This window comes from Marinobacter sp. MMG032 (assembly GCF_040112695.1).
Classification (GTDB): Bacteria; Pseudomonadota; Gammaproteobacteria; order Pseudomonadales; family Oleiphilaceae; genus Marinobacter; species Marinobacter salsuginis.
In genome coordinates this window covers 4,098,628-4,124,696 of record NZ_CP157802.1, presented here as the reverse complement: position 1 = coordinate 4,124,696, position 26,069 = coordinate 4,098,628, and the positions used below count along the sequence as shown (strand labels likewise).

Here is a 26,069-nt window from a genome sequence, read left to right as displayed (position 1 = left end):
AAAGGCAGAACTTCCAATGCCAAAGAAGTTCATGAAACGCTATCTGCCCTCACCAGAGAAGGTGCAAGCGATGCAGTCGCTGAGCTTTCTGGGCGATATTCTTCATGAACCGAACCTCTGGCACATCAACCGACACAGTGTTGCCAGGGCGTTTCTGGTCGGCATCTGGTTCTGCTTTATTCCCATGCCCTTCCAGATGCTCGCCGCAGCCTTCTTCGCTATCTGGTTCAATGCCAATCTGCCACTGTCGGTGGTTCTGGTCTGGATCAGCAACCCGGTGACCATGCCGCCGATGTTCTATTTCAACTACAAAATCGGCGCCTGGGCCCTGGACCGACCTGTACTCAGCTTTGAGTTTGAACTGTCCTGGTCCTGGATCAGCGAGCGGCTGCTGGATATCGGCATTCCGCTCTACCTCGGTTCACTGGTGGTCGCAACCATATCAGCCTGCCTTGCCTATTTGATCATCCAGTATCTCTGGCGCAGGAAAATCCGCTCGGACTGGCAAGTGCGCCGAACCGCAAGATTGCGACGCCGCCGGGCTGCTGATCAAACTTCCTGAATCAGCCGGCCCTGCTCCAGGCGCATGACCCGCCCCAGAGTCCGGGCCATTTTCATGTCATGGGTTACCATGACAAAGGCAATGCCCAGCTGATCCCTCAGGGATTCGATCAGGGCCTGGACCCCCTCGCCGGTATGCTCATCAAGGTTTCCCGTTGGCTCATCCATCAACACGCAGTCCGGCTCATTTACCAGTGCCCGGGCAATGGCCACCCGTTGGCGTTCGCCACCGGAGAGCTCGCCGGGTTTGTGATCCAGCCGTTCTGCAAGACCCACCCGTTCCAGCAAACTGCTTGCCTTGTCCCGAGATTTCGAGACGGCCATGCCACCCAATGCGCACGGCATCATGACGTTTTCAAGCGCGGTAAATTCCGGCAACAGGTGATGAAACTGATAGACAAATCCCAGATGGGCGTTGCGGAACCTTGCCCGCCGAGCTTCAGATAGCCGATGGATGTCCTCACCGCAGATAGCAATCTGGCCGGACGACGGCTTGTCGAGCCCGCCCAGGAGATTCAGCAAGGTTGTCTTACCCGCACCGCTACTGCCAACGATGGCTACGGTCTCGCCCTGGGCAACTTCCAGCGAAATATCTGAAAAAATGGTCAGTTTTCCGAGGCCCTCGTTATAGGTCCGCGTTACCTGACAATCAATCACCGGTGCAGAATGCGCCATAGCGGCATGTTCCTTACTCATAGCGAAGCGCCTCCGCCGGATCCACCCTCGAGGCCCGCCAGGCCGGGTATATGGTTGCCAAAAGGCTCATGGCAAGTCCGGCGCCGCTGATTATGAAAACATCCTGCCATTGCAACTGGGATGGCAGGTAGCTGATGAAGTAAACGTCCGCACTCAGGAACTGGTGGCCCAGCGCGCCCTCCAGCCAGGAGATAAAGGCACTGATATTAAGTGCACCAAAAACGCCAAGCGCTGTGCCAACGATGGTTCCGAAGATACCGATGACCGCCCCCTGGACGATAAAAATGCGCATGATCCGACCCGGCGTTGCTCCCATGGTCCTGAGGATCGCGATGTCTCCGGTTTTGTCAGTGACCACCATGACCAATGTGGAGACGATATTGAAGGCCGCTACGGCAACGATAAACATCAGCAGCAGACCGATCATGGTTTTCTCCATGCGGATGGCCTGGAAAAGATTGCCGTGGGTGCGGGTCCAGTCAGATACGTAATAGCGGCCGCCCAACGCCTCAGCCGCCTGCTGCGAAACCTTGGGCGCTGCGAACAGATCATCCACCAGCAGACGAACGCCCTCCGCCTTGCCCCCGGTTCGCATAAGCTTGGCTGCGTCATCCATATGAATCAGCGTGTAGTTGCCATCCAGTTCAGCACCGACACTGAAAATGCCCTTCACCGTAAATCGCTTGAGCCGTGGCAGCACTCCCGCGGGGGTCACCGAGGCTTCCGGCAGCACGACAGTCACCTTGTCACCCACCTGCAGGCGCAGGCTGGCCGCCATCAAGCGACCGATGATGATGCCAAACTCGCCGGAGACCAGATCGTCCAGCCCTCCCTCGATCATATGGTTCTCAATGATGGACACCGTGCGTTCTTCTTCTGGAAGAACACCATTGAGCATAACGCCACGAACATTACCGCCACCGGTCACCATCCCCTGCCCCTGGATAAAAGGGGCCGCAGCCAGCACCCGGGGATGCTGCTGAACCCGGGCATCCACCGACTGCCAATCATCCAGAGGACCGGCGCCCTGTATGGTGGCGTGGGGCACCATCCCGAGAATTCTCTGCTTGAGCTCCCGGTCGAAGCCATTCATGACGGACAGCACAATGATCAGCACTGCCACTCCAAGCATCAGCCCGATCATCGAAGTCAGTGAAATAAAGGATATGAAGTGATTGCGGCGCTTGGCGGCCGTGTATCGCAAGCCAATGTAAAATGATAAGGGTCTGAACATGAAGAGGTGCCTGTTGCTACCTTCCGGTCTGTCGTGGTCTGGTTTTCCCAAGTACCTTCTACCTTCCAGCACGGAGGGAAACTGCTAAACTGTTCTGTACCAATAAAAATTCAGCCTTCCGGAGCCGCGATGCAGTCGTCCGACATCCCCAACGAGCCGGCGGATTATTCACCCGAACGCCGGGACTTTTTCCGCATTGAAGACCGGATCGGCCTGGAGATCCGCAAGCTGGCTTCCGACACCCCACTGGACGGGAATGCCTTCGATGGCGACCACCTTGAAAGCCTGAAAGCTGAATTCAGGCGGTTGGACCAGGACGTAAAATCCCAGCTTGCCAGCCTTGCCGAGAGAGACCGGCTGCTAACCGGGCTGATCAAGTCCCTTAACGGCAAGCTGGACACGCTTGCGCGCATTATGGCCTTTGAGCAAAATCCGTTGCAACCTGAGGACTGGCAGGATGTAACCCTGAGCGAAGGCGGCCTGTCATTCTTCAGCAGCACCCCTGCCTGGCATCCCGGAGACCGGCTTGCTGTCCGGATGACCCTCCCGCCCGAACTTTTCCAACCCCAGGCACATGCCCGCGTGATTGAGGTACACCCCGATTCCTCAGGCGGGGCAAGGGTCCACACCGAATTTGCCCGGATTGATGACGGCGATCGCCAACAAATCGCACGGCATGTGATGCGGTGGCAGATTCGACAGCGCCAAAAAGAGTAGACTGGGGAAAAACGGGTGACTTTTGCTAGTCTTTTTCGGATATTACGCTTTATCCATGTCCTTCCGAGGACGCCAGTTTTCATGGAGACCCATCAATGAGAAAACAAACTACCCTGTTCGGCGCACTGGCAGTGACTGCCACACTGGCCTTTCTTCCGATGACGTCCGCGGTAGCTGAAGAAATCCGCGTGCCGGTTGGCTCCCAGGCCGATCGTGACCAAGCCAGCTTTCCCGGCTCGGGAATGAGCCAGTCGTCAGTCCGCGCTTCCTGGGGTGCGCCCATGGAAATTCAGGGCCCGGTAGGCCAGCCACCGATCACCCAGTGGCATTACCAGGACTTCGTGGTGTATTTCGAAGGCAACCGGGTTATCCATACCGTTCTCAAACATAATCGCTGAGGGCCCGAGGGACTTTTCGGGTCGGAAATACCTTCCTTATGTCCTGACGTTCAACCAATCGTTGGTTAGAATGCCGTCTTTTATGATTCAAGGTGACGTAGTGACAACCAAACGAGTGTTGCCCGCCGAGTGGGCTCCCCAGAGTGCCGTGATGCTGACCTGGCCCCATCCGGGAACAGACTGGGCAGGCGTTATGGAAGAGGTGGAGCCGGTCTTCGAAAATATTGCGAAAGCCGTTCTCCGACACGAGCATCTGGTTGTAAGTTGCGAACACGTGATACGTCTGCAGGAGCTTGAGCAGCAGCTGAATCTCTACGCTGAGGAGAACGGGCTCCCTGGCCGTGTAAAGACCGTTCCAGCGCCAGCAAACGATACCTGGGCGAGAGACCATGGGCCGATTACCATCCTGACCGATGATGGGCCGGCACTGCTGGATTTCCGGTTCAACGCCTGGGGAGGAAAGTTTCCGTCGGAAAAAGATGATGCGCTGAACACTCATCTGTTCAACGCCGGTGTATTCGGCACAACGGCGATGCAGCAGGTGAACTTCGTGCTCGAGGGGGGCTCCTTTGAATCGGATGGCCAGGGTACCTTGCTGACAACGTCTGAATGCCTGCTGACGCCGACCCGAAATCCCGCCATGGACCGGACAGCCATTGAGCAACTGCTCTCAGAGATATTGGGTGTCCGCCGAATTCTCTGGCTCAACCATGGCTACCTTGCCGGCGACGACACCGACAGCCATATCGATACCCTGGCCCGATTCTGCGCACCGGATCATATCTGTTATGTAGCCTGCCCCGATGTCGCCGACGAGCACTACAGTGCGCTGGCGGCCATGGAAGAAGAGCTCCAGGAGTTTCGCCAGGCCGACGGCTCTCCTTATCGATTGACGGCTCTGCCCTGGCCCGATGCCATTCATGACGAGGACGGAGAACGCCTGCCCGCAACCTACGCAAATTTCTTGATAATCAACAATGCTGTGTTGCTTCCGATGTATGACGTGCCGCAGGACCAAGACGCCATTGCTGTCATGAAAGAAATTTTCCCGTCCAGGGAAATAATACCGATTGATTGCCGGCCCTTGATTTACCAGCATGGCAGCCTTCACTGTGTGACCATGCAAATCCCGGCCGGAGTAGTCAGTTAATGAGCAGCGAAGCGTGCAAGAACCAGATCAACATTGCTGCCATCCAGCAGGCCTGCAGCAGTGACAAGGCAGCCAGCCTGGCCGTTACCGAAAAACTGGTGCGCGAAGCCGCAGCCAGTGGCGCAGACCTGGTTATTCTGCAAGAGCTCCACGCCACCCTTTACTTCTGCCAGACTGAAGATACGGCCGTTTTCGAATTAGCCGAGCCGATTCCCGGCCCCACCAGCAATCGCCTCTCCGATCTGGCCCGCGAACTGGGTGTAGTGTTGGTTGGCTCCATTTTCGAACGGCGGATGAACGGCGTTTACCACAACACTGCCGTCGTATTTGAGAAAGACGGCTCAATGGCAGGGCTGTACCGGAAGATGCACATTCCGGACGACCCGGGATTCTACGAGAAATTCTACTTCACCCCGGGTGACGCCCAGTTCAATGATGGCAGGAGCGGCTTCACGCCCATTGATACATCTGTTGGCAGGCTGGGCGTGCTGGTTTGCTGGGACCAGTGGTACCCCGAGGCTGCCCGCCTGATGGCCTTGGCCGGAGCGGAGATGCTCATCTACCCCACCGCTATCGGCTGGGATGTGACCGATGACCCGGATGAGCAGGCGCGTCAACTGGAAGCCTGGGTCACCGTCCAGAGAGGCCATGCGGTTGCCAATAATCTCCCTGTCGTGGCGCCGAATCGGGTCGGCACAGAACCGGACCCCTCCGGACACAGTGACGGCATTCGTTTCTGGGGCAACAGTTTTATCTGCGGACCGCAGGGTGAATTCCTTGCCCGGGGCGATGACAGCTCCGAGTGCATTCTGTCTGTAAGCCTCGATCGCACCCGCAGTGAATCGATTCGCCGGATCTGGCCGTATTTGAGAGATCGTCGCATCGACGCCTATGGCGACATCCTCAAACGCGTAAGGGACTGAGGCCGGAATGAAAAAACTGGTTGATACAGTAGTCAGTGAACTGAACCAGATACTTCTGGGCAAGGAGCAACAGGTGCGTTTGGCCCTGTGCGGGCTACTGGCGCGAGGGCACCTGCTGATCGAAGACATCCCCGGCATGGGCAAGACCACCCTCTCCCATGCCCTGGCCAAGGTGATGGGGCTGAGCTACCAGCGAATCCAGTTCACCAACGACCTGCTTCCCGCGGATGTGCTTGGTTATTCCATGTACGACAAGCAGGCCGGCAGCCTGGTGTTCCATCCTGGGCCGATCTTTGCCCAGGTGGTTCTGGCTGACGAAATTAACCGGGCATCACCTCGTACCCAGAGTGCCCTGTTGGAAGCCATGGAAGAACGGCAGGTATCCATTGAGGGCGAGACCCGTCCACTGCCCCACCCGTTCTTCGTGATTGCCACCCAGAACCCCATTGAACAGGGAGGGACCTACCCTCTTCCCGAGTCCCAACTGGACCGGTTCCTTATGCGCCTTCACCTGGGCTACCCGGACCCCCGGGCCGAACGGGAACTGCTGGAAGGCGAAGACCGCCGCACCATGACCGAAAAGCTTCCCACCCTGCTCTCCCAGGCCGACCTGAAAACCCTGCAGGAAGGTGTAACAAGGATAACCGCCAGCCCGGCGCTTCTCGATTACGTGCAGCGATTGCTGGAACAGAGTCGGAGAATGCCGGGCCTTCTGTACGGGCTTTCGCCCCGCGCCGGCCTGGGACTCGTCCGGGCCGCCAAGGCCTGGGCGCTCATGGAAGGTCGGCATCACGTGTTGCCCGACGACATCCAGGCAGTTTTCCCGTCAGTAGCAGCCCATCGCCTCGAACAGGGGGAGTCGGGAAAAAGTGCGGAACGGGTTCGTCAGCTGCTGGCAACCGTTTCCGTGCTTGAGTAAATAGCAAGGTTTTATAAGCGGAATTGGCCAAAACGAATGGCAGACCGCGCCTTTCATGTTAGCCTTTGCTCCTTTCCCCGAAGCGTCTGGCCCGGAACAGGGCCTGGCAACGTACGGCTTTTTCAGTGAGAGAATTCCCAATGAGCGACACCAAACATTCCCGACTGATCATCCTTGGTTCCGGCCCCGCAGGCTACACCGCTGCTGTCTACGCAGCCCGCGCCAACCTGAACCCGACCCTGATTACCGGTATTGAAGTCGGCGGCCAGCTCACCACAACCACCGACGTCGACAACTGGCCCGGAGACAACGACGGCGTTCAGGGCCCGGAGCTCATGCAGCGCATGCTCAAACACGCCGAACGCTTCGAAACCAGCATCGTCTACGACACCATCAACGAGGCTGACCTGCGCAACCGCCCCTTCCGGCTCAAGGGCGACGGCGGTGAATACACCTGCGATGCCCTGATCATCGCCACCGGCGCCTCAGCCATGTACCTGGGCCTGGAATCCGAAGAGAAATTCAAAGGCCAGGGCGTATCCGCCTGCGCCACCTGCGACGGTTTCTTCTACAAGAAACAGAAAGTCGCCGTTATCGGTGGCGGCAACACCGCCGTCGAAGAGGCCCTGTACCTGTCCAACATCGCCGACGAAGTCACCCTGGTACACCGCCGCGATAGCCTGCGCGCCGAAAAGATCCTCCAGGACAAACTGTTTGAAAAAGCCGAAAACGGCAACGTGAACATCGTCTGGGACCACACCCTCGACGAGGTCCTCGGCGATGGCACCGGCGTGACCGGCATGCGCATCAAGAGCACCAAAGACGGCTCCACCCGGGAAATGGACCTGGCCGGCGTCTTCATCGCCATTGGCCACAAACCCAACACCGACCTGTTTCAGGGCCAGCTGGACATGGAAAACGGCTACATCCGCATCCGCTCCGGCCTTGAGGGCATGGCCACCCAGAGCAGCATCCCCGGCGTCTTCGCCGCTGGCGACGTAGCCGACCACGTCTACCGCCAGGCCGTCACCTCCGCCGGCTTCGGTTGCATGGCGGCCCTGGATGCGGAAAAGTTTCTGGATCAGCAAGACTGATTGTGCTTGAGTAAAGAAAAGGAACGCGAACTCAAAAGTTTGCGAAGGCCGGTGGGAGCCGCCTTCTGAAACTGTGCGGAGCCATGGATGGCGGAGCCAAGCGTACAAGGACGTATTCACAGCGTGTTTCAGAAGGCGGCTCCCACCGGCCGGTACTCTGTAGAATAGAACCGAAACATTGCAGTAATTGCCGGAGAAGGATGACCTCACTACCCTGGCTAGACCCGGACCAACTCTGGTTCCCCCCCGCCAACGAAGCCCTGGACGACCCGGACGGCCTCCTCGCCCTCGGCGGGGACCTGTCCACCGAACGACTCATCCTTGCCTACCGCAACGGCATTTTCCCCTGGTACAGCGACGACCAGCCCATCCTGTGGTGGTCACCCAACCCCAGATGCGTCCTGTTCCCGAACGAAATCCACGTGTCACGCAGCCTCCGCCGCACCCTGAACCAGCAACGCTTCGAGGTGACCGCCGACAGACACTTCGGACGGATTATCAGACTCTGTGCGTCAACCCGGGCCGAAGGCACCTGGATTACCGAAGAAATGATTGCCAGCTATTCCGAGCTGCACCGCATGGGCGTCGCCCACTCCATCGAAATATGGAACCGTCGCGGTGAACTGGCCGGTGGCATGTATGGCCTGGCCATTGGCCGGTGCTTCTTCGGGGAATCCATGTTTTCCCTGGAAACCAATGCCTCCAAGGTTCTCATGGTTCATCTGGCGCACCAGTTACAGCTTTGGGGTTATCGGATCATGGATTGCCAGGTGGAGAGCAGACACCTCCTGACCATGGGCGCACGGACTATTCCACGGGAAGAGTTTTTATCTATACTCAGGATGAGCATCGATCAGAAACCGGATCAGACCGACTGGACCTTCAGATGGCGTTGGCCCGGGCCGGAGGAGTGAATGAGCAATCTCAGAACCCTGGTGTTCTTCGCAACGCCGCCCCACGATTGCAGCTACCTGCCAGACCGCGAGGCGACCACCATGTTTGTGGATCCGCGGGCCCACATTGATAAAAAGCTTTACAGCCAACTGACCGCTCTTGGTTTTCGCCGCAGCGGTTCTCATTATTACCGTCCCCATTGCGAACAGTGTAATGCCTGCATCCCGGTCCGACTCAAGGTTGACGATTTCAGCCCGGACAGAAGCCAGCGGCGGGTGCTGAAGAAGAACTCAGACCTGAAGTGCACGATGGTGCCAGCGACCTTTGCGGAAAGGTACTACCAGCTGTATGCCAACTACATTGAGCAGCGACACCAGGATGGCGACATGTATCCGCCGACCCGGGAGCAGTTCACGTCGTTCCTGGTGGAAGGGGCAACGGACTCCTGGTTCCTGGAAATCCACAAGGATGAGCGATTGGTGGGGTTGGCGGCGGTGGACCTTCTGGACGACGGGTTGTCGGCTATTTACACCGTTTTCGACCCCGATCTTGATGACAGGAGCCTTGGCACTTACGCAATCCTCTGGCAAATCGAGGAAGCTCGCCGCAGAGGGCTGCCCCATCTGTATCTTGGGTACTGGATCAAGCAATGCCGGAAAATGAACTATAAAACCCGCTTCCGCCCGATCGAGGCGCTAAGAGACGGCCACTGGCGTGAACTGGACCCAGGCTAACTTTGCCAAACGCCGATAAATCAGGCAGAATTGCGCAATTTAAAATTACGGAAAGCATATCCAAACGAGGTTTCTACTGAATGCCGAAATCAGATGCCATTGAAATGGAAGGCGTTATCATCGACACCCTTCCAAACACCATGTTCCGCGTTGAGCTCAGCAACGGCCATGTTGTGACAGCTCATATCTCCGGCAAGATGCGCAAGAACTACATCCGCATCCTGACAGGTGACAAGGTCAAGGTTGAGCTGACTCCCTACGACCTGAGCAAGGGCCGCATTGTCTACCGCGCCCGTTGATGCTCACGTGACATCTGAAAGCCCCTTCGGGGGTTTTTTCGTTGTAGCTAAAAAAACCGCTGCCGGTTGCCCGGGCAGCGGTTTTTTATTTCCTCAAGTAGATCAGACCGCCTCGGCAGGCTCGTCCTCGTACTCGAATACCAGCTCGTCATCACGAAGGTGGATGAAGACATCACCGCCTTTCTCCGACAAACGCCCGAACAGGATCTGCTCGGCCAGCGGCCGCTTGATCTTGTCCTGGATCAGCCGCGACATCGGGCGGGCGCCCATGGTGATGTCGTATCCCTTCTCGGCCAACCAGGCTTTGGCATCGTCATCCACATGCAGAACCACATGCTTCTCGTCCAGCTGTGCCTGCAATTCGGTGAGGAACTTGTCCACCACGTGAGTGATGGTATCCATCTGCAAGTCACCAAACTGGATAATGCCGTCCAGACGGTTACGGAATTCCGGCGTGAAGGTCTTGCTGATGATCTCCATGCCGTCCGTGCTGTGATCCTGCTCACTGAAGCCAATGGACCGGCGGGCCATACTTTCGGCTCCGGCGTTGGTGGTCATCACCAGGATGACATGGCGGAAATCCGCTTTCCGACCGTTATTATCGGTCAGCGTGCCATGGTCCATGACCTGCAGCAGCAGGTTGAACACTTCCGGATGGGCCTTCTCGATCTCATCCAGCAGGAGCACGCAGTGCGGATGCTTGTTGACCGATTCGGTCAACAGGCCGCCCTGATCGTAGCCAACGTAGCCCGGAGGCGCACCGATCAGCCGTGAAACCGTATGGCGCTCCATGTACTCGGACATGTCAAACCGTACCAGCTCGATGCCAAGAACCTTGGCCAACTGCTTGGTAACCTCGGTTTTCCCGACACCGGTCGGCCCTGCGAACAGGAACGCACCCTCTGGCTTCTCGGGCGCCTTCAGCCCGGCTCGTGCCAGCTTGATAGCGGTGGACAGCGATTCGATCGCCGGATCCTGGCCGAACACGGTCATCTTCAGATCCCGTTCCAGGTTCCGCAGCAGATCCTTGTCGCTGGTAGAGACGTTCTTCGGCGGGATGCGGGCAATGTTCGCAACCACATCCTCGATCTCGGTGACATCAACGGTTTTCTTGCGCTTGCCTTCAGGCTGCAGCCTCTGGCGGGCACCCGCTTCATCAATCACGTCGATGGCCTTGTCCGGCAAATGACGATCAGTGATGTAGCGGTCTGACAGTTCGGCGGCTACGCGCAGGGCCTTGTCGGTGTACTTGAGATCGTGGTGCTTTTCAAAGTTGGGTTTGAGGCCCTTCAGTATTTGATAGGTATCCTCAACGCTCGGCTCGTTTACATCGATCTTCTGGAACCGGCGAGCCAGGGCGCTATCCTTCTCGAAAATACCCCGGAACTCCTGGAATGTGGTTGAACCAATGCACCGGATTTCCCCGGAACTGAGCATGGGCTTGAGAAGGTTGGAGGCATCCATCACGCCACCGGAAGCGGAACCCGCTCCGATGATGGTGTGAATCTCATCAATGAACAGGATTGCGTGGTTTTCTTTCTTGAGCTCGGCAAGCAACCCTTTCAGGCGCTTCTCGAAATCGCCCCGGTACTTGGTCCCGGCGAGCAGAGCCCCGAGGTCCAGCGAGTAAACCACCGCATCGGAAATAATGTCGGGCACCTGACCATCAACGATACGTTTCGCAAGCCCCTCTGCAATCGCAGTCTTGCCGACACCGGCCTCCCCCACCAGCAGCGGGTTATTCTTGCGACGACGAACCAGAATCTGAACGACCCGTTCGACTTCGTGTTCGCGCCCAATCAGCGGATCAATACGGCCCTGACGGGCCTGCTCATTCAGGTTGGTGGCATAGCTTTCCAGGGGTTTGGACTGCCCGCCTTCCTCACCGGCCTCATCATGGGACGCCTGATCATGGCTTTCCTGGTCTTCCGCACCCTGAACACGAGAAATGCCGTGAGAAACGAAGTTCACCACATCAATCCGGGCAATGCTCTGCTTTTTGAGCACATAGACCGCCTGGCTTTCCTGTTCGCTGAAAATGGCCACCAGCACGTTGGCACCGGTTACCTCTTTCTTGCCGGAGGACTGCACATGGAAAACCGCCCGTTGCAGCACACGCTGGAACCCCAGCGTTGGCTGAGTCTCCCGCTCACTGTCACTGCTTGGAATGAGTGGTGTGGTTGAATCCACGAATTCGACGAGTTCTTCCTGAAGCCGCTTGAGGTCGGCGCCGCAAGCCTTCAGAACGCCCACTGCCGATTCATTATCCAGTAGGGCCAGCAACAAATGCTCCACAGTCATGAACTCATGACGCTTGTCCCGGGCATTTTTGAAGGCCGTATTCAGCGTAATTTCTAGATCTTTGCTCAGCATGGGCCACCCCAACGTCTTTCAGTCCGCACGTTCAATCTCGCAAAGGAGCGGATGTTCGCATTCCGAGGAATACTGGTTCACCTGTGCCGCCTTTGTTTCCGCGATGTCCCGGGTATATACCCCGCATACAGCTTTTCCCTGTGTATGGACGAGCAGCATCACCTGCGTCGCCTTTTCTTCGTTCATTCCGAAGAACTTCATCAACACATCCACAACAAAATCCATGGGCGTGTAATCGTCGTTCAGAAGCACCACCCTGTATCGCGCCGGGCGCTTGAGAGCAGGCTTCTCGGGAGCAACGCTGAGGTCATCCTGTCGCCCCGGTTGTTCGTCCTCCCCCTGATTAAATACTAGTAGAGAATTCTCGATAGTCCGCATCATTCCTTACCGGTTTATCGGTGCTCCTGTTAAATGTGGATGTCCGCCCCCGGGTTTTCAAGCGGGGCATGAGATATTTATCAATACGAACATGATACCGCTTCCAGACTGCGTTCAACCACACATTCCCGGCATAGAAACTATTGACTCATCGCTATGATTGGCCGAAAGTTAAGTTGCATTGTAAAATAATGTAAATCCATGCAAGGATTGTGTAACAGGATTCGGACCGACCGTGCGACGGCACCGATAGGCAAACAAAGAATCAACAAGAATAGAGACAGCAAAAGAACAGGGGAGTTCATCATGCCAAGAGGCAAGGTCAAGTGGTTCAACAATGCCAAAGGGTACGGATTCATCATCGAGGATGGCTGCAGTGACGACCTGTTTGCGCACTTCTCTTCGGTGCAAATGGACGGCTACAAGACCCTGAAAGCCGGCCAGGCCGTAACCTTTGACAAAAAGCCCAGTGACAAAGGCATTCACGCAGTCAACATCGTCCCTGACGAATTGCCCGCCAGCAAAGCGCAGGCTGGTACCGGGAGCGAATCTGCCGGCAAGTCGGGTCAGCAGGAATCAGGGCGCGACAACTATCCGCCCCGTGCCGTAAACGCCTGATCGGTTGCGACATTGGAATACTCGCACCCACCGGTACTCTACTGGTGGGCCCATCCCTTCTTGCTTTTGAGAATCATCCCCTGTTGAGCGATATCAACTTCGCTTTGCCACTGCCCCTCTTTGCAGTACCCTGCTGTCCACAAATACATCGTAATCCCGGGAATACAGCAGCGCATGGCTGAACTCGTGCTTTTTAACAAACCCTTCCAGGTTTTGAGCCAGTTTACCGACGAGGGCATCTCCGGTGGTGACTCACCGAGAGCCACCCTGGCGGACTATCTGCGAATCCCGGGTATCTACCCCGCCGGTCGCCTCGACTATGATTCCGAGGGCCTGCTTCTTCTGACCTCTGAAGGCCCACTGCAACACAGGATTGCCTCTCCTTCGCTAAAGATGCCAAAAACCTACTGGGTGCAGGTGGAAGGCGACATTACGGTAGACGCTTTGAAACATCTGGCGGCCGGAGTTCAGTTGAAAGATGGCCTGACCCGACCGGCAAAAGCCACCAGAATAACCGCCCCTGCAGTCTGGCCCAGGGTTCCGCCGGTGCGCCATCGAGAAACAGTTCCCACCAGCTGGATTGAGCTGACCATCACCGAAGGCAAGAATCGGCAGGTCCGACGAATGACTGCCGCCGTGGGCTTTCCAACGCTCAGGCTGATCCGGTACCGGATTGGCGACTGGTCGCTGGAGGGCCTGGATTCAGGAGCCCACCGGACCGTTACCGTTAATCTTCCAGCTTCAGCAAAAACAACCCGCCGCGGCAAAGCCGCCGGCGCCCGACCCGGGAGAAACCGCAGATCATGACCTGGACACCCCACGCAACCGTCGCCGTTATCGTTGAAGATGGTGCGGGCCGCTACCTGATGGTCGAAGAAGTCAGCGGCGGCAAGGTTGTTTTCAACCAGCCCGCAGGCCATGTGGAGGAAGACGAAGCCATTCTCGATGCGGTTCGCCGGGAAACCCTCGAAGAAACAGGCTGGGACATAGAGCCGTTACATTTTCTCGGCATCTATACCTACAAGGCGCCCGCCAACGGAGTGACCTACTATCGATTCTGCTACGCGGCCAGTGCCCGGAACCGGCTTACCGACCATCTGGACGATGGCATCATCGCCGCCCACTGGCTGACTCTGGAAGAGATTCGCGCATTGGGCACGCAATTGCGTAGCCCGCTTGTGCTTCAGTGCATAGAAGATTACCGAAATGGTCGCCGATACCCGCTGGACGTGGTGGTGGATGCGCAGACGGCGCCACCGGAAAGATGATAAACTTGCGGCTTTTTAACCGGTAACAAAGCTCTCATGAACAACGCATCCGACACCCATACTTCAAACGGCGCAACCCACACCCGCGTCATTGTCGGCATGTCCGGCGGCGTGGATTCTTCCGTGGCCGCCTGGCTGCTCAAGGATCAGGGTTATCAGGTGGAAGGCCTGTTCATGAAGAACTGGGATGAGGACGATGGCACCGAATACTGCACCGCCATGACGGACCTGGCAGATGCCCAGGCCGTGGCGGATGCCATCGGCATCAAGCTTCATACCGCCAGTTTCGCGGCGGAGTACTGGGACAGGGTGTTTGAACACTTCCTGTCCGAATACCAGGCCGGGCGGACACCGAATCCGGATATCCTGTGTAACAAGGAAGTGAAGTTCCGGGCGTTCCTGGACTACGCCATTACTCTTGGCGCCGATTACATTGCCACCGGCCACTACGCCCGCCAGCGTCCGATTGCTGGCTCCCCGGGCAAGGCCCAGCTCTTGAAAGGGCTCGATCCCAACAAGGATCAAAGCTACTTCCTGCATGCTGTCTCCGGCGACCGCATTGCACGGACACTGTTCCCGGTGGGCGAGCTGGAAAAACCGGAAGTCCGTCGCATCGCCGAACAGCAGGGTTTCGTTACCCACGACAAAAAAGATTCCACCGGTATCTGCTTTATTGGTGAGCGCAAGTTCAAGGATTTCCTGAAGCAATACCTGCCAGCCCAGCCCGGCGATATTGAGACACCCGATGGCCAGAAAATTGGCCGGCACCAGGGCCTGATGTATCACACCATTGGCCAGCGGCAGGGGCTCGGCATCGGCGGCCTCAGTGAATTCGGGGATGAGCCCTGGTATGTGGCGGAGAAAGATCTCAGTCGTAATGTCCTGATTGCAGTTCAGGGAAAGCATCACCCCCTGCTCTTTTCCCGAGGCCTGGTGTCCGGGCCGATTGACTGGGTAGCCGGCGAAGCACCGGCAGGAACCTTCCGCTGCAAGGCCAAAACCCGCTACCGGCAGCCAGACCAGGATTGCGAAGTTGAGGTTATCGAGGGCGGCGTCCGGGTGGACTTCGACAATGCTCAGCGCGCCGTCACGCCCGGGCAATCCGCCGTTTTCTACGACGGCGATGTGTGTCTCGGCGGCGGCGTTATAGAAGAGACCTGGCGAGACGGCGAACCCTTGCCAGACCGCCTGACCGGAACCCGGCGCCAGGAAGAAACCGCATGAGCCGCTCCCTCAAGGATCAGACGCTGGCGCTGGCCGGCGTGTTCCAGGCCGCGAACCTGGTCCAGCAGATTGCCCACAATGGCCAGTGCAACGAAGCCAGCCTGGAAACATCTATTCGTTCCCTGTTTGCCACCGATCCGGCGAACACTCTGGATGTCTATGGCGGCGAACTTCGCGACATCCGTGAAGGCCTTGTCACCCTGTCTTCGGTGCTCAGCCAGCAATCCCGGCAGCAGGACATCGAAGTACTGCGCTACGCCCTCAATCTGATCCAGCTCGAATCCAAACTGAATCGCCGCTCCGACATGCTGGACGTGATTGGTAGTCGTATCGATCAGGCCAGGCATACCGCCAGCCACTTCGGGTACACCCACCCCAACCTGATCAGCAATCTGGCATCGGTCTATGCCGATACCATCAGCACCTTCCGACTGCGGATCCAGGTCAGCGGCAACCCATCGGTGCTGCAGCGGGAGGAGAATGCTGCCAAAGTGCGCGCCCTGCTGCTTGCGGGCATTCGGTCCGCCGTGCTCTGGCGCCAGACTGGCGGCCGCCGCTGGCAGCTGATCTTTGCCCGGAAGAAAGTTATCCGGCTCGCCGGCGAACTGGCCGAGGAAGCCAATCGCTCCCTGTACCACTGACGGCGCTGATTCAGTGCCTCCGGTGGTGTATGATATGCACCCCTTATTTTCTTTTGATCCGAATCTTTGATGACTTGAGAGGTTTTCGATGGAACTCACCGCCCTGACCGCCATTTCCCCGGTCGATGGACGCTATGGCAGCAAGGTCAGCGTCTTCCGTGAAATTTTCAGTGAATATGGCCTGATCAGGAACCGGGTAACCGTCGAGATCCGCTGGTTGCAAAAGCTGGCCGCTCATCCCGGAGTAACTGAGGTACCCCAGTTTTCCGCCGAAGCCAACAGAGTTCTGGACAGTCTGGTCAGTGAGTTCAGCCTTCAAGACGCCGAGCGTATCAAGGACATCGAACGCACCACCAACCACGATGTGAAAGCGGTCGAGTACTTCATCAAGGAAAAAATTGCCGGCGTTCCGGAACTGCACGCCGTCACCGAATTTGTTCATTTTGCCTGCACCTCCGAAGACATCAACAACCTGTCCCATGCCCTGATGCTGCGGGAAGGCCTGGACCACGGCCTGCTGCCGGCCATGGACCGTGTGGTCGACAAGCTGGCGCAGCTGGCTCATGACCACGCCCAACAGCCGATGCTGTCGCGCACCCACGGCCAGACAGCCTCACCCACTACCGTGGGCAAAGAGCTGGCGAACGTGGTCCATCGTCTGCGTCGACAGGTAAAGCAGGTCCGTGACACCGAGCTGTTGGGCAAGATCAACGGCGCTGTGGGCAACTACAACGCTCACCTGTCGGCCTACCCGGAAATCGACTGGGCCCTGAATGCCCGGGAATTCATCGAGAGCCTTGGCCTCGACTGGAATCCGTACACCACCCAGATCGAACCCCACGATTACATCGCCGAACTGTACGATGCCATCGCCCGATTCAACACAATCCTGATCGATCTGGATCGTGACATCTGGGGCTATATTTCACTCGGCTACTTCAAGCAGAAAACGGTGGAAGGCGAAGTGGGCTCCTCAACCATGCCCCACAAGGTAAATCCCATCGATTTCGAGAACTCCGAGGGTAACCTGGGCATCGCCAACGCCCTCTTCAGCCACCTCTCCGCCAAGCTGCCCATTTCACGCTGGCAGCGGGATCTGACCGACTCCACCGTACTACGCAACCTGGGCGTTGGCTTTGCCCACAGCCTGATTGCCTACGAAGCAACATTGAAGGGCCTCGGCAAACTGGAAATCAACCCGGCTCGCCTGGATGAGGACCTGGACCATGCCTGGGAAGTGCTTGCCGAGCCGATCCAGACCGTGATGCGCCGTTACAACATTGAAAAGCCCTATGAAAAACTCAAGGCTTTGACCCGCGGCAAGGCAATGACCCCGGAAGTGATCAAGAATTTCGTTGAGAGCCTGGACATTCCGGAGCAGGCCAAGGCCGAACTGATGGCCCTGACTCCGGGTCGTTATATCGGTAACGCCGTCGATCAGGCACAAAACATCTGAAACCGGGAGCAACACCCATGGACATGCTTGGCGGACTGACACCTTCTGAATTTCTGCGAGACTACTGGCAGAAAAAGCCGCTGGTTATCCGTCAGGCATTTCCGGGCTTCCAGTGCCCGGTCAGCGCTGATGAACTGGCAGGCCTTGCCTGCGAGGAAGGCGTGGAGTCCCGGATTGTCATCGAAAACGACGATGGCAAACCCTGGCAGCTCCACAATGGCCCCTTCTCGCCGGACCGGTTCAGCTCACTACCTGAACAGGACTGGACGCTGCTGGTGCAGGGCCTGGACCATTGGGTGCCCGATATTGCCGACCTTCTCGAGCATTTCCGGTTTATTCCCAACTGGCGCCTGGATGACATCATGGCCAGCTTTGCCCCGAGAGGCGGCAGTGTCGGCCCGCATTACGACCAGTACGATGTATTCCTCCTTCAGGCCCAGGGTCACCGTCGATGGACATTTGGTGGCCATTGCGACCACACATCACCCAGGGTGGAGGGCACCCCGCTCCGCATTCTGAGCAGTTGGGATGGCGAGGAAACCGTTACCCTGGCACCTGGTGACATGCTGTACCTTCCCCCGGGCATTGGGCACCACGGAGTTGCGGAAGATGACTGCATCACCCTGTCGGTGGGATTCCGGGCGCCGACCATTGACGATATTCTTACCGGCTTTACCGACTTCCTTTGCAGCCGCTCCGACGCAGCGGATCACTTGAACGATCCGGACCTGAAGGTGCAGGAGAATCCAGGCACGATCCAGCCAGATGTGGTAGATCGCCTGGAGAATGTGATCCGGGAAAAGCTTGGCGACCGCCGGCAACTGGCGCTCTGGTTTGGCCAGTTCTCCACTGCACCCAAGAGCATGGATATTGTCGTTCCCGCCGACGAGCCTGCGTCCAACGAGGATGTTGCGGAAGCGATTCACGCAGGCGAGCAGTTGCGCTGGAACGAAGGCTCCCGTTTCGCCTACTACGACTTCGCCAGCGAAACCGCGCTGTTTGTCGATGGCGAGCAGTTCCTGCTCAAGGGTGACGCCCGACCACTCGCTCCGTTACTGTGTTCCGCCGCCCGCGTGGATATGGCTGCCCTGGCCGGGTTTGCTGACGATGACGCGTTGCTTGGGCTTCTGACCACGCTCTACAATCAGGGCTCCGTTTACTTCGAATAGGCATTATGAGCATCCGGTTTCGCAAATACAGCTGGCAACTGGCTCCGGGGTCCATCCGCGACATTCGCCAGCAGGTGTTTATTGAGGAACAGAACGTCCCATCGGAACTGGAATGGGATGAAACCGACGAAATTGCCGACCATTACCTCGCTGTTCTCCCTGATAACACCCCGGCCGGCGTAGCCCGGCTGTTTTCAACACTGGAAGAAACCGGCCACATTGGTCGCATGGCGATATTGCCCCAATTCCGTGGCCGGGGCATTGGGGAAGCACTGCTGAGGCACCTGATTGCGGAATCCGCGAATCGATTTTCCGAGCTCAAACTGTCTGCCCAAGAGCACGCCATTCCGTTCTACCAGCGCTCAGGCTTCCATGTCTGTTCTGGCGTTTATGACGACGCCGGCATACCCCACTTCGACATGCGCTGTCTGGCGCCGGATCTTGTCGCCGGAAGTCTCGGGGCCAGTGATCACCCCATGATTCTGGGCAGCGATACGGATTCCTGGCTATTCGATACCGAATCGAGACTGCTGGGCCTGATGGATTCAGTGGTTGGGCAGGCCAGCCAGCGGATCTGGCTGTACGACCGCCTGCTCGAACATGATCTTTATGACCGGCATCGGTTCCGGGAACTGATTTCGGCCCTGGCCCGCCGGCACCGGCTCAGTGAAGTCAGGTTGCTTATCCATGACGACAAGCCTCTGGTCAAACGCCGGCACGCCCTGGTCGAGTTGATGCGCCGACTACCCAGCCGAATGGAGCTTCGACTGGTGAATGAGGACTATCCGGTTGAGGACCAGCCCTTCATCCTCGCGGATCGTGAAGGTGTGGTTTACCGGCACGACTTCTACAAACCAGAAGGCTTTGCCAAGTTTTTGGACGGCGGCCGGGTGAAGCTGCTGTCTGAAAATTTCCAGCGCATGTGGGATGCGGCGCGCCCTTCCCTGGAACTCCGGGAACTACCGCTCTGAGTGATGGGCCTGGGGCGCGTCCGGCGCTTCGAATCTGGCACCGAACGGAGCAAACTCGGTATCAACCTCGGTGGCCACCTCGGCAATCAGTTTGCGCAACCATTGGTGATCCGCATTGTGCTGCAGCAGCGGACTCCAGGCCATTTTCAATTCAAATGGCGGGATCTCGAACGGCGGAACCTTCACCACCAGGTTCGGATTGTCTTTTTGCAGCCAGGCCGCCCGGGATGGCAGAGTTGCTACCAAATCGTGCTGCTCGGCCAGCAACATCGCCACCTGATAGTGCCGGGTGAACACCGAAATCTGACGCTTGCGCCCCATTCTTGAGAGTGCCTCGTCTACCCAGCCCAGACGCTGGACATCCTTGGGGTTTACCCCCACGCCAACGCCAAAACCGGTCTTGCTGACCCAGATATGGCTGGCATCCAGATAGGTATCCAGAGTGAAGGGTTCCTTCAGTACCGGATTTCGGGCGTTCATCAGGCAGGCGAAATATTCGGTCCACAGGGTTTTCTGGTGAAAAGATTGCGGGATCTTGTCGAACCGGTTAATCGCCATATCGAGCCGCCCCTGCTCCACATCCAGAAAGCTCACATCACTGGGCGTAAGTACGTCCAGGGTAACGTGAGGTGCTTCCTGGCGGATCCGCCTCAGTACCCTTGGCATCAGGCAGGACTCAGCATAATCACTGGCCATGATCCGGAACACGCGTTGGCTGTCCAGGGCCGAGAACGGTGTCTTCTCCTGCACGGCCTGCTCAATATCCGACAGGATACCCCGCACCAGCGGTTGCAGCTCCCGCGCGCGCTCCGTGGCCGTCATCCCCTCGCTGGTTCTCACCAGCAGCGGATCGCTGAACAGGTCCCGTAGCCGCCTCAGGCCATTACTCATGGCAGGCTGGGTAATACCCAGGTGGTTAGCAGCCTTGGTAACATTCCGCTCGCGCAACAACACATCCAGGTAAACGAGCAAATTCAAATCGACACGGGAAATATCCACAAAAACTCCGAAGCATCAGAAACGGGAAATCACCACCATTCACGAAAACAATATACATGATACAGTGGATTCACGGAATCAATCCGCAACACGAACTTTCACATTTGAAAACGGATCTGGGGCGGTATTTCTGCTAGTCTTTCTGATACTTGCTGAATAATATCGGTACTTTGAGGCCGGTTTACAGACCCGCCATCATTTGATCCTGAAGCCGGAGTCGTTACTGACAAAATGGATACCACTACGATCGTCCTTCTGCTGGCGGCCATCGTTACCGTCTCGATTGTCATTATTGTGCTCAGCCAGATGCGCGAGCGCGCCCGTATTGAGCGGGCTCGCAAGATTACAGCCCAGGAAGACGCCTACAACAGGGCCAATCGACTACTGACCGAAATTCCCGGCCAGTATCTGACGGCCGATCTGAAGCTGCTCCTGATCAAGCGCATGGAAGAAGCCTGTGGGGAGCTTGCCGGGCTCAAGTCCAACCTGCCGGTCAAGGAGTGGCAGAACGCCGCCGCTGAGCTGAAAGCCGAGATCATCGAAAAGCGGGACAGGACCACTCCCGTCAAGATCGATTCCGCCGAAAAGTCCAACTATGTCAAAGAGTTGCTTCAGAACCTCTTCAAAATGATTGAAGCAATGCACAAGAGTGGCCGAATCGATGCGGCTACCGCCAAGAAAAACCTCAAATATGTGCTCTTCCTGGTCCACAAGACCCACGCGGACCTGCATGTGTTTCAGGCCCGGGATTACGTGCGCCAGAACCAGTTTCGTAAGGCCATCCACGCCTATCACCTGGCCAGTACCGAAATGGGCAAATCCCGCGACAACCCTCTGGCCATGAAAGCGGTCAAGAGTTTCCGTACCCGCATCAAGGAGCTTGAGGCGCTGAGTGCAGAGGGTAAGGAAAGCCCGCTGGGAGAGTCCAAACTGGATCGAGAGTGGGATACCTTCCTCCACGACGACGAGTGGAAGAAAAAGGCCGACTACGACGACTGAAGGCACCGAACGGGTCACTATTGCAGACCCGTCAACAGGGATAGTGCAAACCCGTGAGCAAGGGCTTTAAACAACGACTTTCCTATCGACTGACCCGGGACACGGTACTGGTTGCCATGGCACTCGGGCTGGTGCTGAATGTTATCCAGATTACCCTGGACTATTTCAGCGCCAAGGAGTCGATGGAGAAGGAAATCCACGCCCTGATCGACATCAGCAACAGCCCCGCGTCACAGATTGCCTACAACATTGATGTCCGGCTGGCGGAAGAATTGCTCGATGGCTTGCTTCGTCACCCCGCCACCATTGATGCCCGGATTACCGATAACGACAACGAGACCATGGCCGCCGCAAGCAAAAGCAGCCCGGTGTCGTCCTATCGCTGGGTCAGTGATTTGCTATTCGGCCCCGACAGGGTATTCAGACAGGAGTTGCAGGTCCCACAGCTTGAAGATTTGCCGCTCGGCCACCTGATCGTCACCATCGATACCTATCACTACGGCGCGCAGTTTCTTCAGCGCGCCGGCTACACGTTGATCAGCGGCCTCTTGAAGAGCCTGATTCTCTCGGCCGCATTGCTTGCCATCTTCTATTTTGTGCTTACCCGCCCCATGCTCAATGTGATCAGTGCCTTGAGCCAGGTGCAGGCCAGCACTCCAGAGAAAGTCAGGCTTCCGATCCCGGCAAACCATCGGGAAGACGAGATCGGGACCATGGTTGGCATCATCAATCAGCATCTTGAGACCATTGACTCAAGCCTCGCCCAACTCCGGCACGCAGAGAGTGCCATGAAGAACTACTCCACTCAGCTTGAACAGGAAGTGGCAGACCGTACCCGGGAAATCTCGGAGAAGAACGAGGCCCTGCAACGGGGTAACCGTGCCCTGGTAAAAGCCAAGGAGGATGCGGTTCGGCGAGCACGGGCAAGGGCTAATTTCCTGGCCAGCATGAGCCACGAGATACGCACGCCCCTGAATGGCGTTCTCGGTATGCTGGGGCTGGCCCTGGAGGGCGAACTGGACCCGGCTCAGCGCAACCGGATGGAAATTGCTCTGAACGCCGGCGAAAGCCTGCTTGGCCTGCTGAACGACATACTGGACATCTCGAAAGTGGAAGCCGGCAAGCTCAGCCTGGAAAATATCCCCTTCAGTGTCCGGCACCTGATCGAGGAATGCGCCACACTGCACGCCCAACAGGCGCGTCGGAAGCAGATTCTCCTGGTTACCGAAGTCGACCCTGATCTGCCCGAAAACTTCCTGGGAGACCCAACACGGGTACGTCAGGTGCTCAACAACCTGCTGAGCAATGCCATCAAATTCACCGACGAGGGTAGTGTCCGAATTCGGGCAGCCTATTCCGGGGGTAGCTTGAGAATTGACGTTGTGGACACCGGAATAGGCATGTCCAAAGAGGGCCTGCACCGGATATTCTCTCCTTTTTCCCAGGCTGACGTGGACACCACCCGGCTTTATGGCGGTACCGGCCTCGGCCTGACACTCTGCCGTCAGTTAGTGGAACGCATGCATGGCCAGATCCTGGTGGACTCCCGGGAAGGCAGCGGAACTCACTTTACCGTCACCCTGCCATTGCCGATACACGAGACTTCCGGGGCACAGGACCTGCCGAGAGTGGACCCACGGTTAAAAGACATTGGCATTGCCATGGCGATCCCCGCGGACAACCCGTACCGTTCGGCCATCGAGGCTCAGCTGCGGAAATGGGGGATTCCAATCCGCGGAGCAAGCAGGGACCCGGACGGAATTCTGTTGGCGCTCGCCAGCGCCGAAGACAAAGAAACCCTGGAGTTTGCCAACGATTGGCAGGGCCCTGGCGTGATTCTTGCCGACGCTACCGGGACCCTGCCCCCCGGTAAAGCCAACCACCAGCTACTGTCACTGCCGTTGCGACGGGACGAACTACTTCGCTGCCTTGGCCTGGCCGCGGGCCTGGTTCATTCGGACGATCAGCATGCACACAGGGCTGAAACGATTGACCAAAACGCCGCTGAACCTTCTCTGTCTATCCTCCTGGTAGAGGACAACCAGGTGAATCAGCTGGTGGCAACCAGCCTGCTGAAAAAGCTCGGTCACCGGGCGGACCCCGCCGAAAACGGCCTCAAAGCTCTGCAGGCGCTCGAAAATAACCACTACGACCTGGTGCTGATGGATTGCCAGATGCCAGTGATGGATGGGTACGAGGCAACACAGAGGATTCGCCAGAATCCGCAATGGCAGCAACTACCTATCATTGCGGTGACGGCCAACGTGATGCAAGGCGACCGGGAAGACTGCCTTGCATCGGGCATGAATGACTACATAACCAAGCCGTACAAGCGGGAAGAGCTCCGGGCCGTGATTGAACGCTGGCGACCCTCTGACTCAGCGGAGGTCTCAGGCCGGTAGAAGTTTCTCGATATCGGCCCGGATATCCTCCGGCTTGGTTGTGGGCGGATAGCGGCGTACAACCTTACCATCGGGCCCTACCAGAAACTTGGTAAAGTTCCATTTCACCTTTTCGGACCCCATCAACCCCTTGGCCTCTCGCTTTAGAAAGCGGAACAGCGGATGAGCGCCATCGCCATTGACCTCAATCTTGGCGAACATCGGAAAATCGACACCGTAGTTCAGGCTGCAGAACTGGCTGATGGCATCCTCATTGCCCGGATCCTGATTCAGGAACTGGTTGCACGGGAAACCCAGAACTTCAAAGCCCTTGTCGCCTAGTTCCTTGTGAAGGGACTGTAAACCTTCGAACTGCGGTGTGAAACCACACTTGCTGGCAGTGTTCACGATCAGGAGCACTTTACCCCGGTACTCTGCCATGCTTTTTTCATTGCCCTTGATATCCCGTGCGGTGAAATCGTAGACCGTCTCGCCTGCCATAAGCTTCTCCGTTTGATATTTCCATTCGTCCCGGACCATTGTTCACAATGCAGAGTAAAAAACCATGGCATTGCAGGCTGTACGGCCATCATTTTTAAAAAACGGTTCAGGTTTGTGAGCTAAATCTGCCCCGACACGCCACAATTCATCATAATTCCCCTGTTGCCGCTGGCCCTCGCTCCGCTAGAATAAAGGCCTGTCGTGTTGGCAGATGCCATTTTCCGCTCTCAAAAGAAGGACAGCCGGGTCTTATGCAGAACTACTATAAATCCGCCAAGCTGGATAACGTGTGTTATGAAATCCGTGGCGTAGTTCTGCGGGAAGCACGCCGACTCGAAGAAGAGGGTCATCGAGTACTCAAGCTCAACATCGGCAACCCAGCCGCCTTCGAACTGGACGTGCCTGAGGAAATCCAGCAGGACGTCATCTACAACATGCACATGGCCCAGGGCTATGTGGAATCAAAAGGGCTTTTCTCCGCTCGCAAGGCAGTGATGCACTACTGTCAGCAGCGGGGCATCGATAAAGTCGACATCGACGATATTTTCCTGGGTAACGGTGTCAGTGAGCTCATCGTCATGACCATGCAGGCCATGCTGAACACCGGTGACGAGGTGCTGATTCCCGCCCCGGACTACCCCCTGTGGACAGCCGCCGTCACCCTTTCCAGTGGCAAGCCCGTGCATTATCGGTGCGATGAGCAGCAGGACTGGTTTCCGGATATCGACGACATCCGCAAGAAAATCACCCGACGAACCCGTGCCATTGTTCTGATCAACCCGAACAACCCGACTGGAGCGGTGTACTCGAAAGAGCTTCTGGAACAGGTCATCGAACTGGCTCGAAAGCACAACCTGATCATTCTGTCCGACGAAATCTACGACAAGATTCTCTACGACGGTACCCAGCATGTTTCCACCGCCTCACTGGCAGACGACGTGCTTTTCTTCACCTATAACGGATTGTCCAAGAACTACCGGGCAGCCGGTTACCGTTCGGGCTGGATGATTGTCAGTGGTGCCAAGCATCGGGCGAAGGATCTGATCGAAGGCATCGACATGCTCTCCAACATGCGGCTCTGTGCCAATGTGCCGGCCCAGTTGGCCATTCAGACAGCCTTGGGGGGCTACCAGTCCATCAATGATCTGGTGGCACCGGACGGGCGGCTGTATGAACAGCGGGAGATCGCCTGGCGAATGCTCAACGACATCCCGGGAGTAAGCTGTGTCAAACCTCAGGGCGCGTTGTACCTTTTCCCGAAACTGGATCCGAAGCACTTCCCGATCGTGAATGATGAGAAGCTGGTCCTCGACCTGCTTATTCAGGAAAAAATTCTTCTGGTGCAGGGGTCTGCGTTCAACATTGACGACAAACAACACCTGAGAGTGGTGTTCCTGCCACGGGAAGACACCCTGGAAGACGCCATGGGCCGGCTCGGAAACTTCCTGGCCCAATACCAGCAATAACGGGGA

Annotated in this window: 27 protein-coding genes; 21 read left to right on the top strand and 6 right to left on the bottom strand. The window is 57.2% G+C overall.

Annotation, left to right across the window (positions count from 1 at the left end):
* Positions 1–16: 16 nt before the first annotated feature.
* Positions 17–562, top strand: coding sequence for a DUF2062 domain-containing protein (locus ABNF92_RS18950; RefSeq protein ID WP_136631775.1), 546 nt, complete (start codon positions 17–19; stop codon positions 560–562).
* On the opposite strand, the gene ABNF92_RS18945 is transcribed toward ABNF92_RS18950, so the two are convergent.
* Together ABNF92_RS18945 and ABNF92_RS18940 are read right to left on the bottom strand one after the other, a co-directional pair.
* A complete protein-coding gene (locus tag ABNF92_RS18945) occupies positions 550–1,236 on the bottom strand; it encodes an ABC transporter ATP-binding protein (protein ID WP_349344114.1) in 687 nt (228 codons plus the stop codon). The genes ABNF92_RS18950 and ABNF92_RS18945 overlap by 13 nt on opposite strands.
* 13 nt (positions 1,237–1,249) lie before the next feature.
* Positions 1,250–2,491: a lipoprotein-releasing ABC transporter permease subunit gene (locus tag ABNF92_RS18940; protein WP_069183395.1), complete on the bottom strand. Its 1,242-nt coding sequence runs from the start codon at positions 2,489–2,491 to the stop codon at positions 1,250–1,252.
* Positions 2,492–2,620: 129 nt separating this feature from the next.
* Between ABNF92_RS18940 and ABNF92_RS18935 the strand changes: the two genes are divergently transcribed.
* From ABNF92_RS18935 to infA, 9 genes are all read left to right on the top strand, one after another.
* Complete coding sequence (locus tag ABNF92_RS18935) at positions 2,621–3,208, top strand: PilZ domain-containing protein (protein ID WP_349343004.1); 588 nt, start codon at positions 2,621–2,623, stop codon at positions 3,206–3,208.
* 95 nt (positions 3,209–3,303) lie between these two features.
* Positions 3,304–3,606 carry a hypothetical protein gene (locus ABNF92_RS18930; protein ID WP_209397013.1) on the top strand — a complete coding sequence of 101 codons (303 nt, stop codon included), beginning with the start codon at positions 3,304–3,306 and terminating at the stop codon, positions 3,604–3,606.
* Positions 3,607–3,706: 100 nt separating this feature from the next.
* Positions 3,707–4,756 carry an agmatine deiminase family protein gene (locus ABNF92_RS18925; protein WP_349343003.1) on the top strand — a complete coding sequence of 350 codons (1,050 nt, stop codon included), beginning with the start codon at positions 3,707–3,709 and terminating at the stop codon, positions 4,754–4,756.
* Positions 4,756–5,679, top strand: a complete 924-nt coding sequence (locus tag ABNF92_RS18920) for a carbon-nitrogen hydrolase (RefSeq protein WP_349343002.1) — start codon at positions 4,756–4,758, stop codon at positions 5,677–5,679. Before ABNF92_RS18925 ends, ABNF92_RS18920 begins: the two co-directional genes overlap by 1 nt.
* Positions 5,680–5,686: 7 nt before the next feature.
* Positions 5,687–6,598: a MoxR family ATPase gene (locus ABNF92_RS18915; protein WP_136631780.1), complete on the top strand. Its 912-nt coding sequence runs from the start codon at positions 5,687–5,689 to the stop codon at positions 6,596–6,598.
* 140 nt (positions 6,599–6,738) lie between these two features.
* Positions 6,739–7,692 carry a thioredoxin-disulfide reductase gene (trxB, locus tag ABNF92_RS18910; RefSeq protein ID WP_069183389.1) on the top strand — a complete coding sequence of 318 codons (954 nt, stop codon included), beginning with the start codon at positions 6,739–6,741 and terminating at the stop codon, positions 7,690–7,692.
* Between the two features lie 200 nt (positions 7,693–7,892).
* Entirely contained in the window at positions 7,893–8,606 is a 714-nt protein-coding gene (aat, locus tag ABNF92_RS18905; protein ID WP_222464685.1) for a leucyl/phenylalanyl-tRNA--protein transferase, read from the top strand.
* Positions 8,607–9,320 carry an arginyltransferase gene (locus ABNF92_RS18900; RefSeq protein ID WP_136631784.1) on the top strand — a complete coding sequence of 238 codons (714 nt, stop codon included), beginning with the start codon at positions 8,607–8,609 and terminating at the stop codon, positions 9,318–9,320. It begins immediately after the preceding gene.
* An 80-nt stretch (positions 9,321–9,400) separates the two neighbouring features.
* Positions 9,401–9,619 (top strand): translation initiation factor IF-1, encoded by a 219-nt coding sequence (gene infA, locus ABNF92_RS18895; protein WP_008169200.1) that lies wholly within the window; start codon positions 9,401–9,403, stop codon positions 9,617–9,619.
* Between the two features lie 102 nt (positions 9,620–9,721).
* On the opposite strand, the gene clpA is transcribed toward infA, so the two are convergent.
* Together clpA and clpS are read right to left on the bottom strand one after the other, a co-directional pair.
* The gene (gene clpA / locus ABNF92_RS18890) at positions 9,722–11,992 is read right to left on the bottom strand and encodes an ATP-dependent Clp protease ATP-binding subunit ClpA (RefSeq protein WP_069183386.1); all 2,271 of its coding nucleotides are present in this window, start codon (positions 11,990–11,992) and stop codon (positions 9,722–9,724) included.
* An 18-nt stretch (positions 11,993–12,010) separates the two neighbouring features.
* Complete coding sequence (clpS, locus tag ABNF92_RS18885) at positions 12,011–12,370, bottom strand: ATP-dependent Clp protease adapter ClpS (RefSeq protein WP_008169202.1); 360 nt, start codon at positions 12,368–12,370, stop codon at positions 12,011–12,013.
* Positions 12,371–12,676: 306 nt separating this feature from the next.
* Here clpS and ABNF92_RS18880 point away from each other — a divergent pair, with 306 nt between their 5' ends.
* From ABNF92_RS18880 to ABNF92_RS18845, 8 genes are all read left to right on the top strand, one after another.
* A complete protein-coding gene (locus tag ABNF92_RS18880) occupies positions 12,677–12,988 on the top strand; it encodes a cold shock domain-containing protein (RefSeq protein ID WP_153633524.1) in 312 nt (103 codons plus the stop codon).
* A 174-nt stretch (positions 12,989–13,162) separates the two neighbouring features.
* Positions 13,163–13,795, top strand: a complete 633-nt coding sequence (locus tag ABNF92_RS18875) for a pseudouridine synthase (RefSeq protein ID WP_349343001.1) — start codon at positions 13,163–13,165, stop codon at positions 13,793–13,795.
* Positions 13,792–14,256: an NUDIX hydrolase gene (locus tag ABNF92_RS18870; protein ID WP_136631788.1), complete on the top strand. Its 465-nt coding sequence runs from the start codon at positions 13,792–13,794 to the stop codon at positions 14,254–14,256. The genes ABNF92_RS18875 and ABNF92_RS18870 overlap by 4 nt, the downstream gene beginning before the upstream one ends.
* A gap of 36 nt (positions 14,257–14,292) precedes the next feature.
* On the top strand, positions 14,293–15,480 hold the full coding sequence (gene mnmA, locus ABNF92_RS18865) for a tRNA 2-thiouridine(34) synthase MnmA (protein WP_349343000.1): 1,188 nt from the start codon (positions 14,293–14,295) through the stop codon (positions 15,478–15,480).
* Positions 15,477–16,121, top strand: coding sequence for a high frequency lysogenization protein HflD (gene hflD, locus ABNF92_RS18860; RefSeq protein ID WP_136631790.1), 645 nt, complete (start codon positions 15,477–15,479; stop codon positions 16,119–16,121). The genes mnmA and hflD overlap by 4 nt, the downstream gene beginning before the upstream one ends.
* Before the next feature lie 88 nt (positions 16,122–16,209).
* Positions 16,210–17,577 (top strand): adenylosuccinate lyase, encoded by a 1,368-nt coding sequence (gene purB / locus ABNF92_RS18855; protein WP_136631791.1) that lies wholly within the window; start codon positions 16,210–16,212, stop codon positions 17,575–17,577.
* Between the two features lie 17 nt (positions 17,578–17,594).
* Positions 17,595–18,746, top strand: coding sequence for a cupin domain-containing protein (locus tag ABNF92_RS18850; protein WP_349342999.1), 1,152 nt, complete (start codon positions 17,595–17,597; stop codon positions 18,744–18,746).
* A 5-nt stretch (positions 18,747–18,751) separates the two neighbouring features.
* Positions 18,752–19,717 carry a GNAT family N-acetyltransferase gene (locus ABNF92_RS18845; RefSeq protein ID WP_349342998.1) on the top strand — a complete coding sequence of 322 codons (966 nt, stop codon included), beginning with the start codon at positions 18,752–18,754 and terminating at the stop codon, positions 19,715–19,717.
* Here the strand turns inward: ABNF92_RS18845 and ABNF92_RS18840 are convergent.
* The gene (locus ABNF92_RS18840) at positions 19,706–20,716 is read right to left on the bottom strand and encodes a LysR family transcriptional regulator (RefSeq protein ID WP_069183377.1); all 1,011 of its coding nucleotides are present in this window, start codon (positions 20,714–20,716) and stop codon (positions 19,706–19,708) included. The two genes, ABNF92_RS18845 and ABNF92_RS18840, sit on opposite strands and share 12 nt — an antisense overlap.
* A gap of 231 nt (positions 20,717–20,947) precedes the next feature.
* Here ABNF92_RS18840 and ABNF92_RS18835 point away from each other — a divergent pair, with 231 nt between their 5' ends.
* Both ABNF92_RS18835 and ABNF92_RS18830 read left to right on the top strand, forming a co-directional pair.
* Positions 20,948–21,715 (top strand): hypothetical protein, encoded by a 768-nt coding sequence (locus ABNF92_RS18835; protein WP_069183376.1) that lies wholly within the window; start codon positions 20,948–20,950, stop codon positions 21,713–21,715.
* A gap of 53 nt (positions 21,716–21,768) precedes the next feature.
* On the top strand, positions 21,769–24,117 hold the full coding sequence (locus tag ABNF92_RS18830; protein ID WP_349342997.1) for an ATP-binding protein: 2,349 nt from the start codon (positions 21,769–21,771) through the stop codon (positions 24,115–24,117).
* Here the strand turns inward: ABNF92_RS18830 and ABNF92_RS18825 are convergent.
* The gene (locus ABNF92_RS18825; protein ID WP_349342996.1) at positions 24,106–24,597 is read right to left on the bottom strand and encodes a glutathione peroxidase; all 492 of its coding nucleotides are present in this window, start codon (positions 24,595–24,597) and stop codon (positions 24,106–24,108) included. The two genes, ABNF92_RS18830 and ABNF92_RS18825, sit on opposite strands and share 12 nt — an antisense overlap.
* 251 nt (positions 24,598–24,848) lie before the next feature.
* On the opposite strand from ABNF92_RS18825, the gene ABNF92_RS18820 reads away from it, so the two are divergent.
* Complete coding sequence (locus ABNF92_RS18820; protein ID WP_136631795.1) at positions 24,849–26,063, top strand: pyridoxal phosphate-dependent aminotransferase; 1,215 nt, start codon at positions 24,849–24,851, stop codon at positions 26,061–26,063.
* The last annotated feature ends 6 nt before the right edge of the window (positions 26,064–26,069 follow it).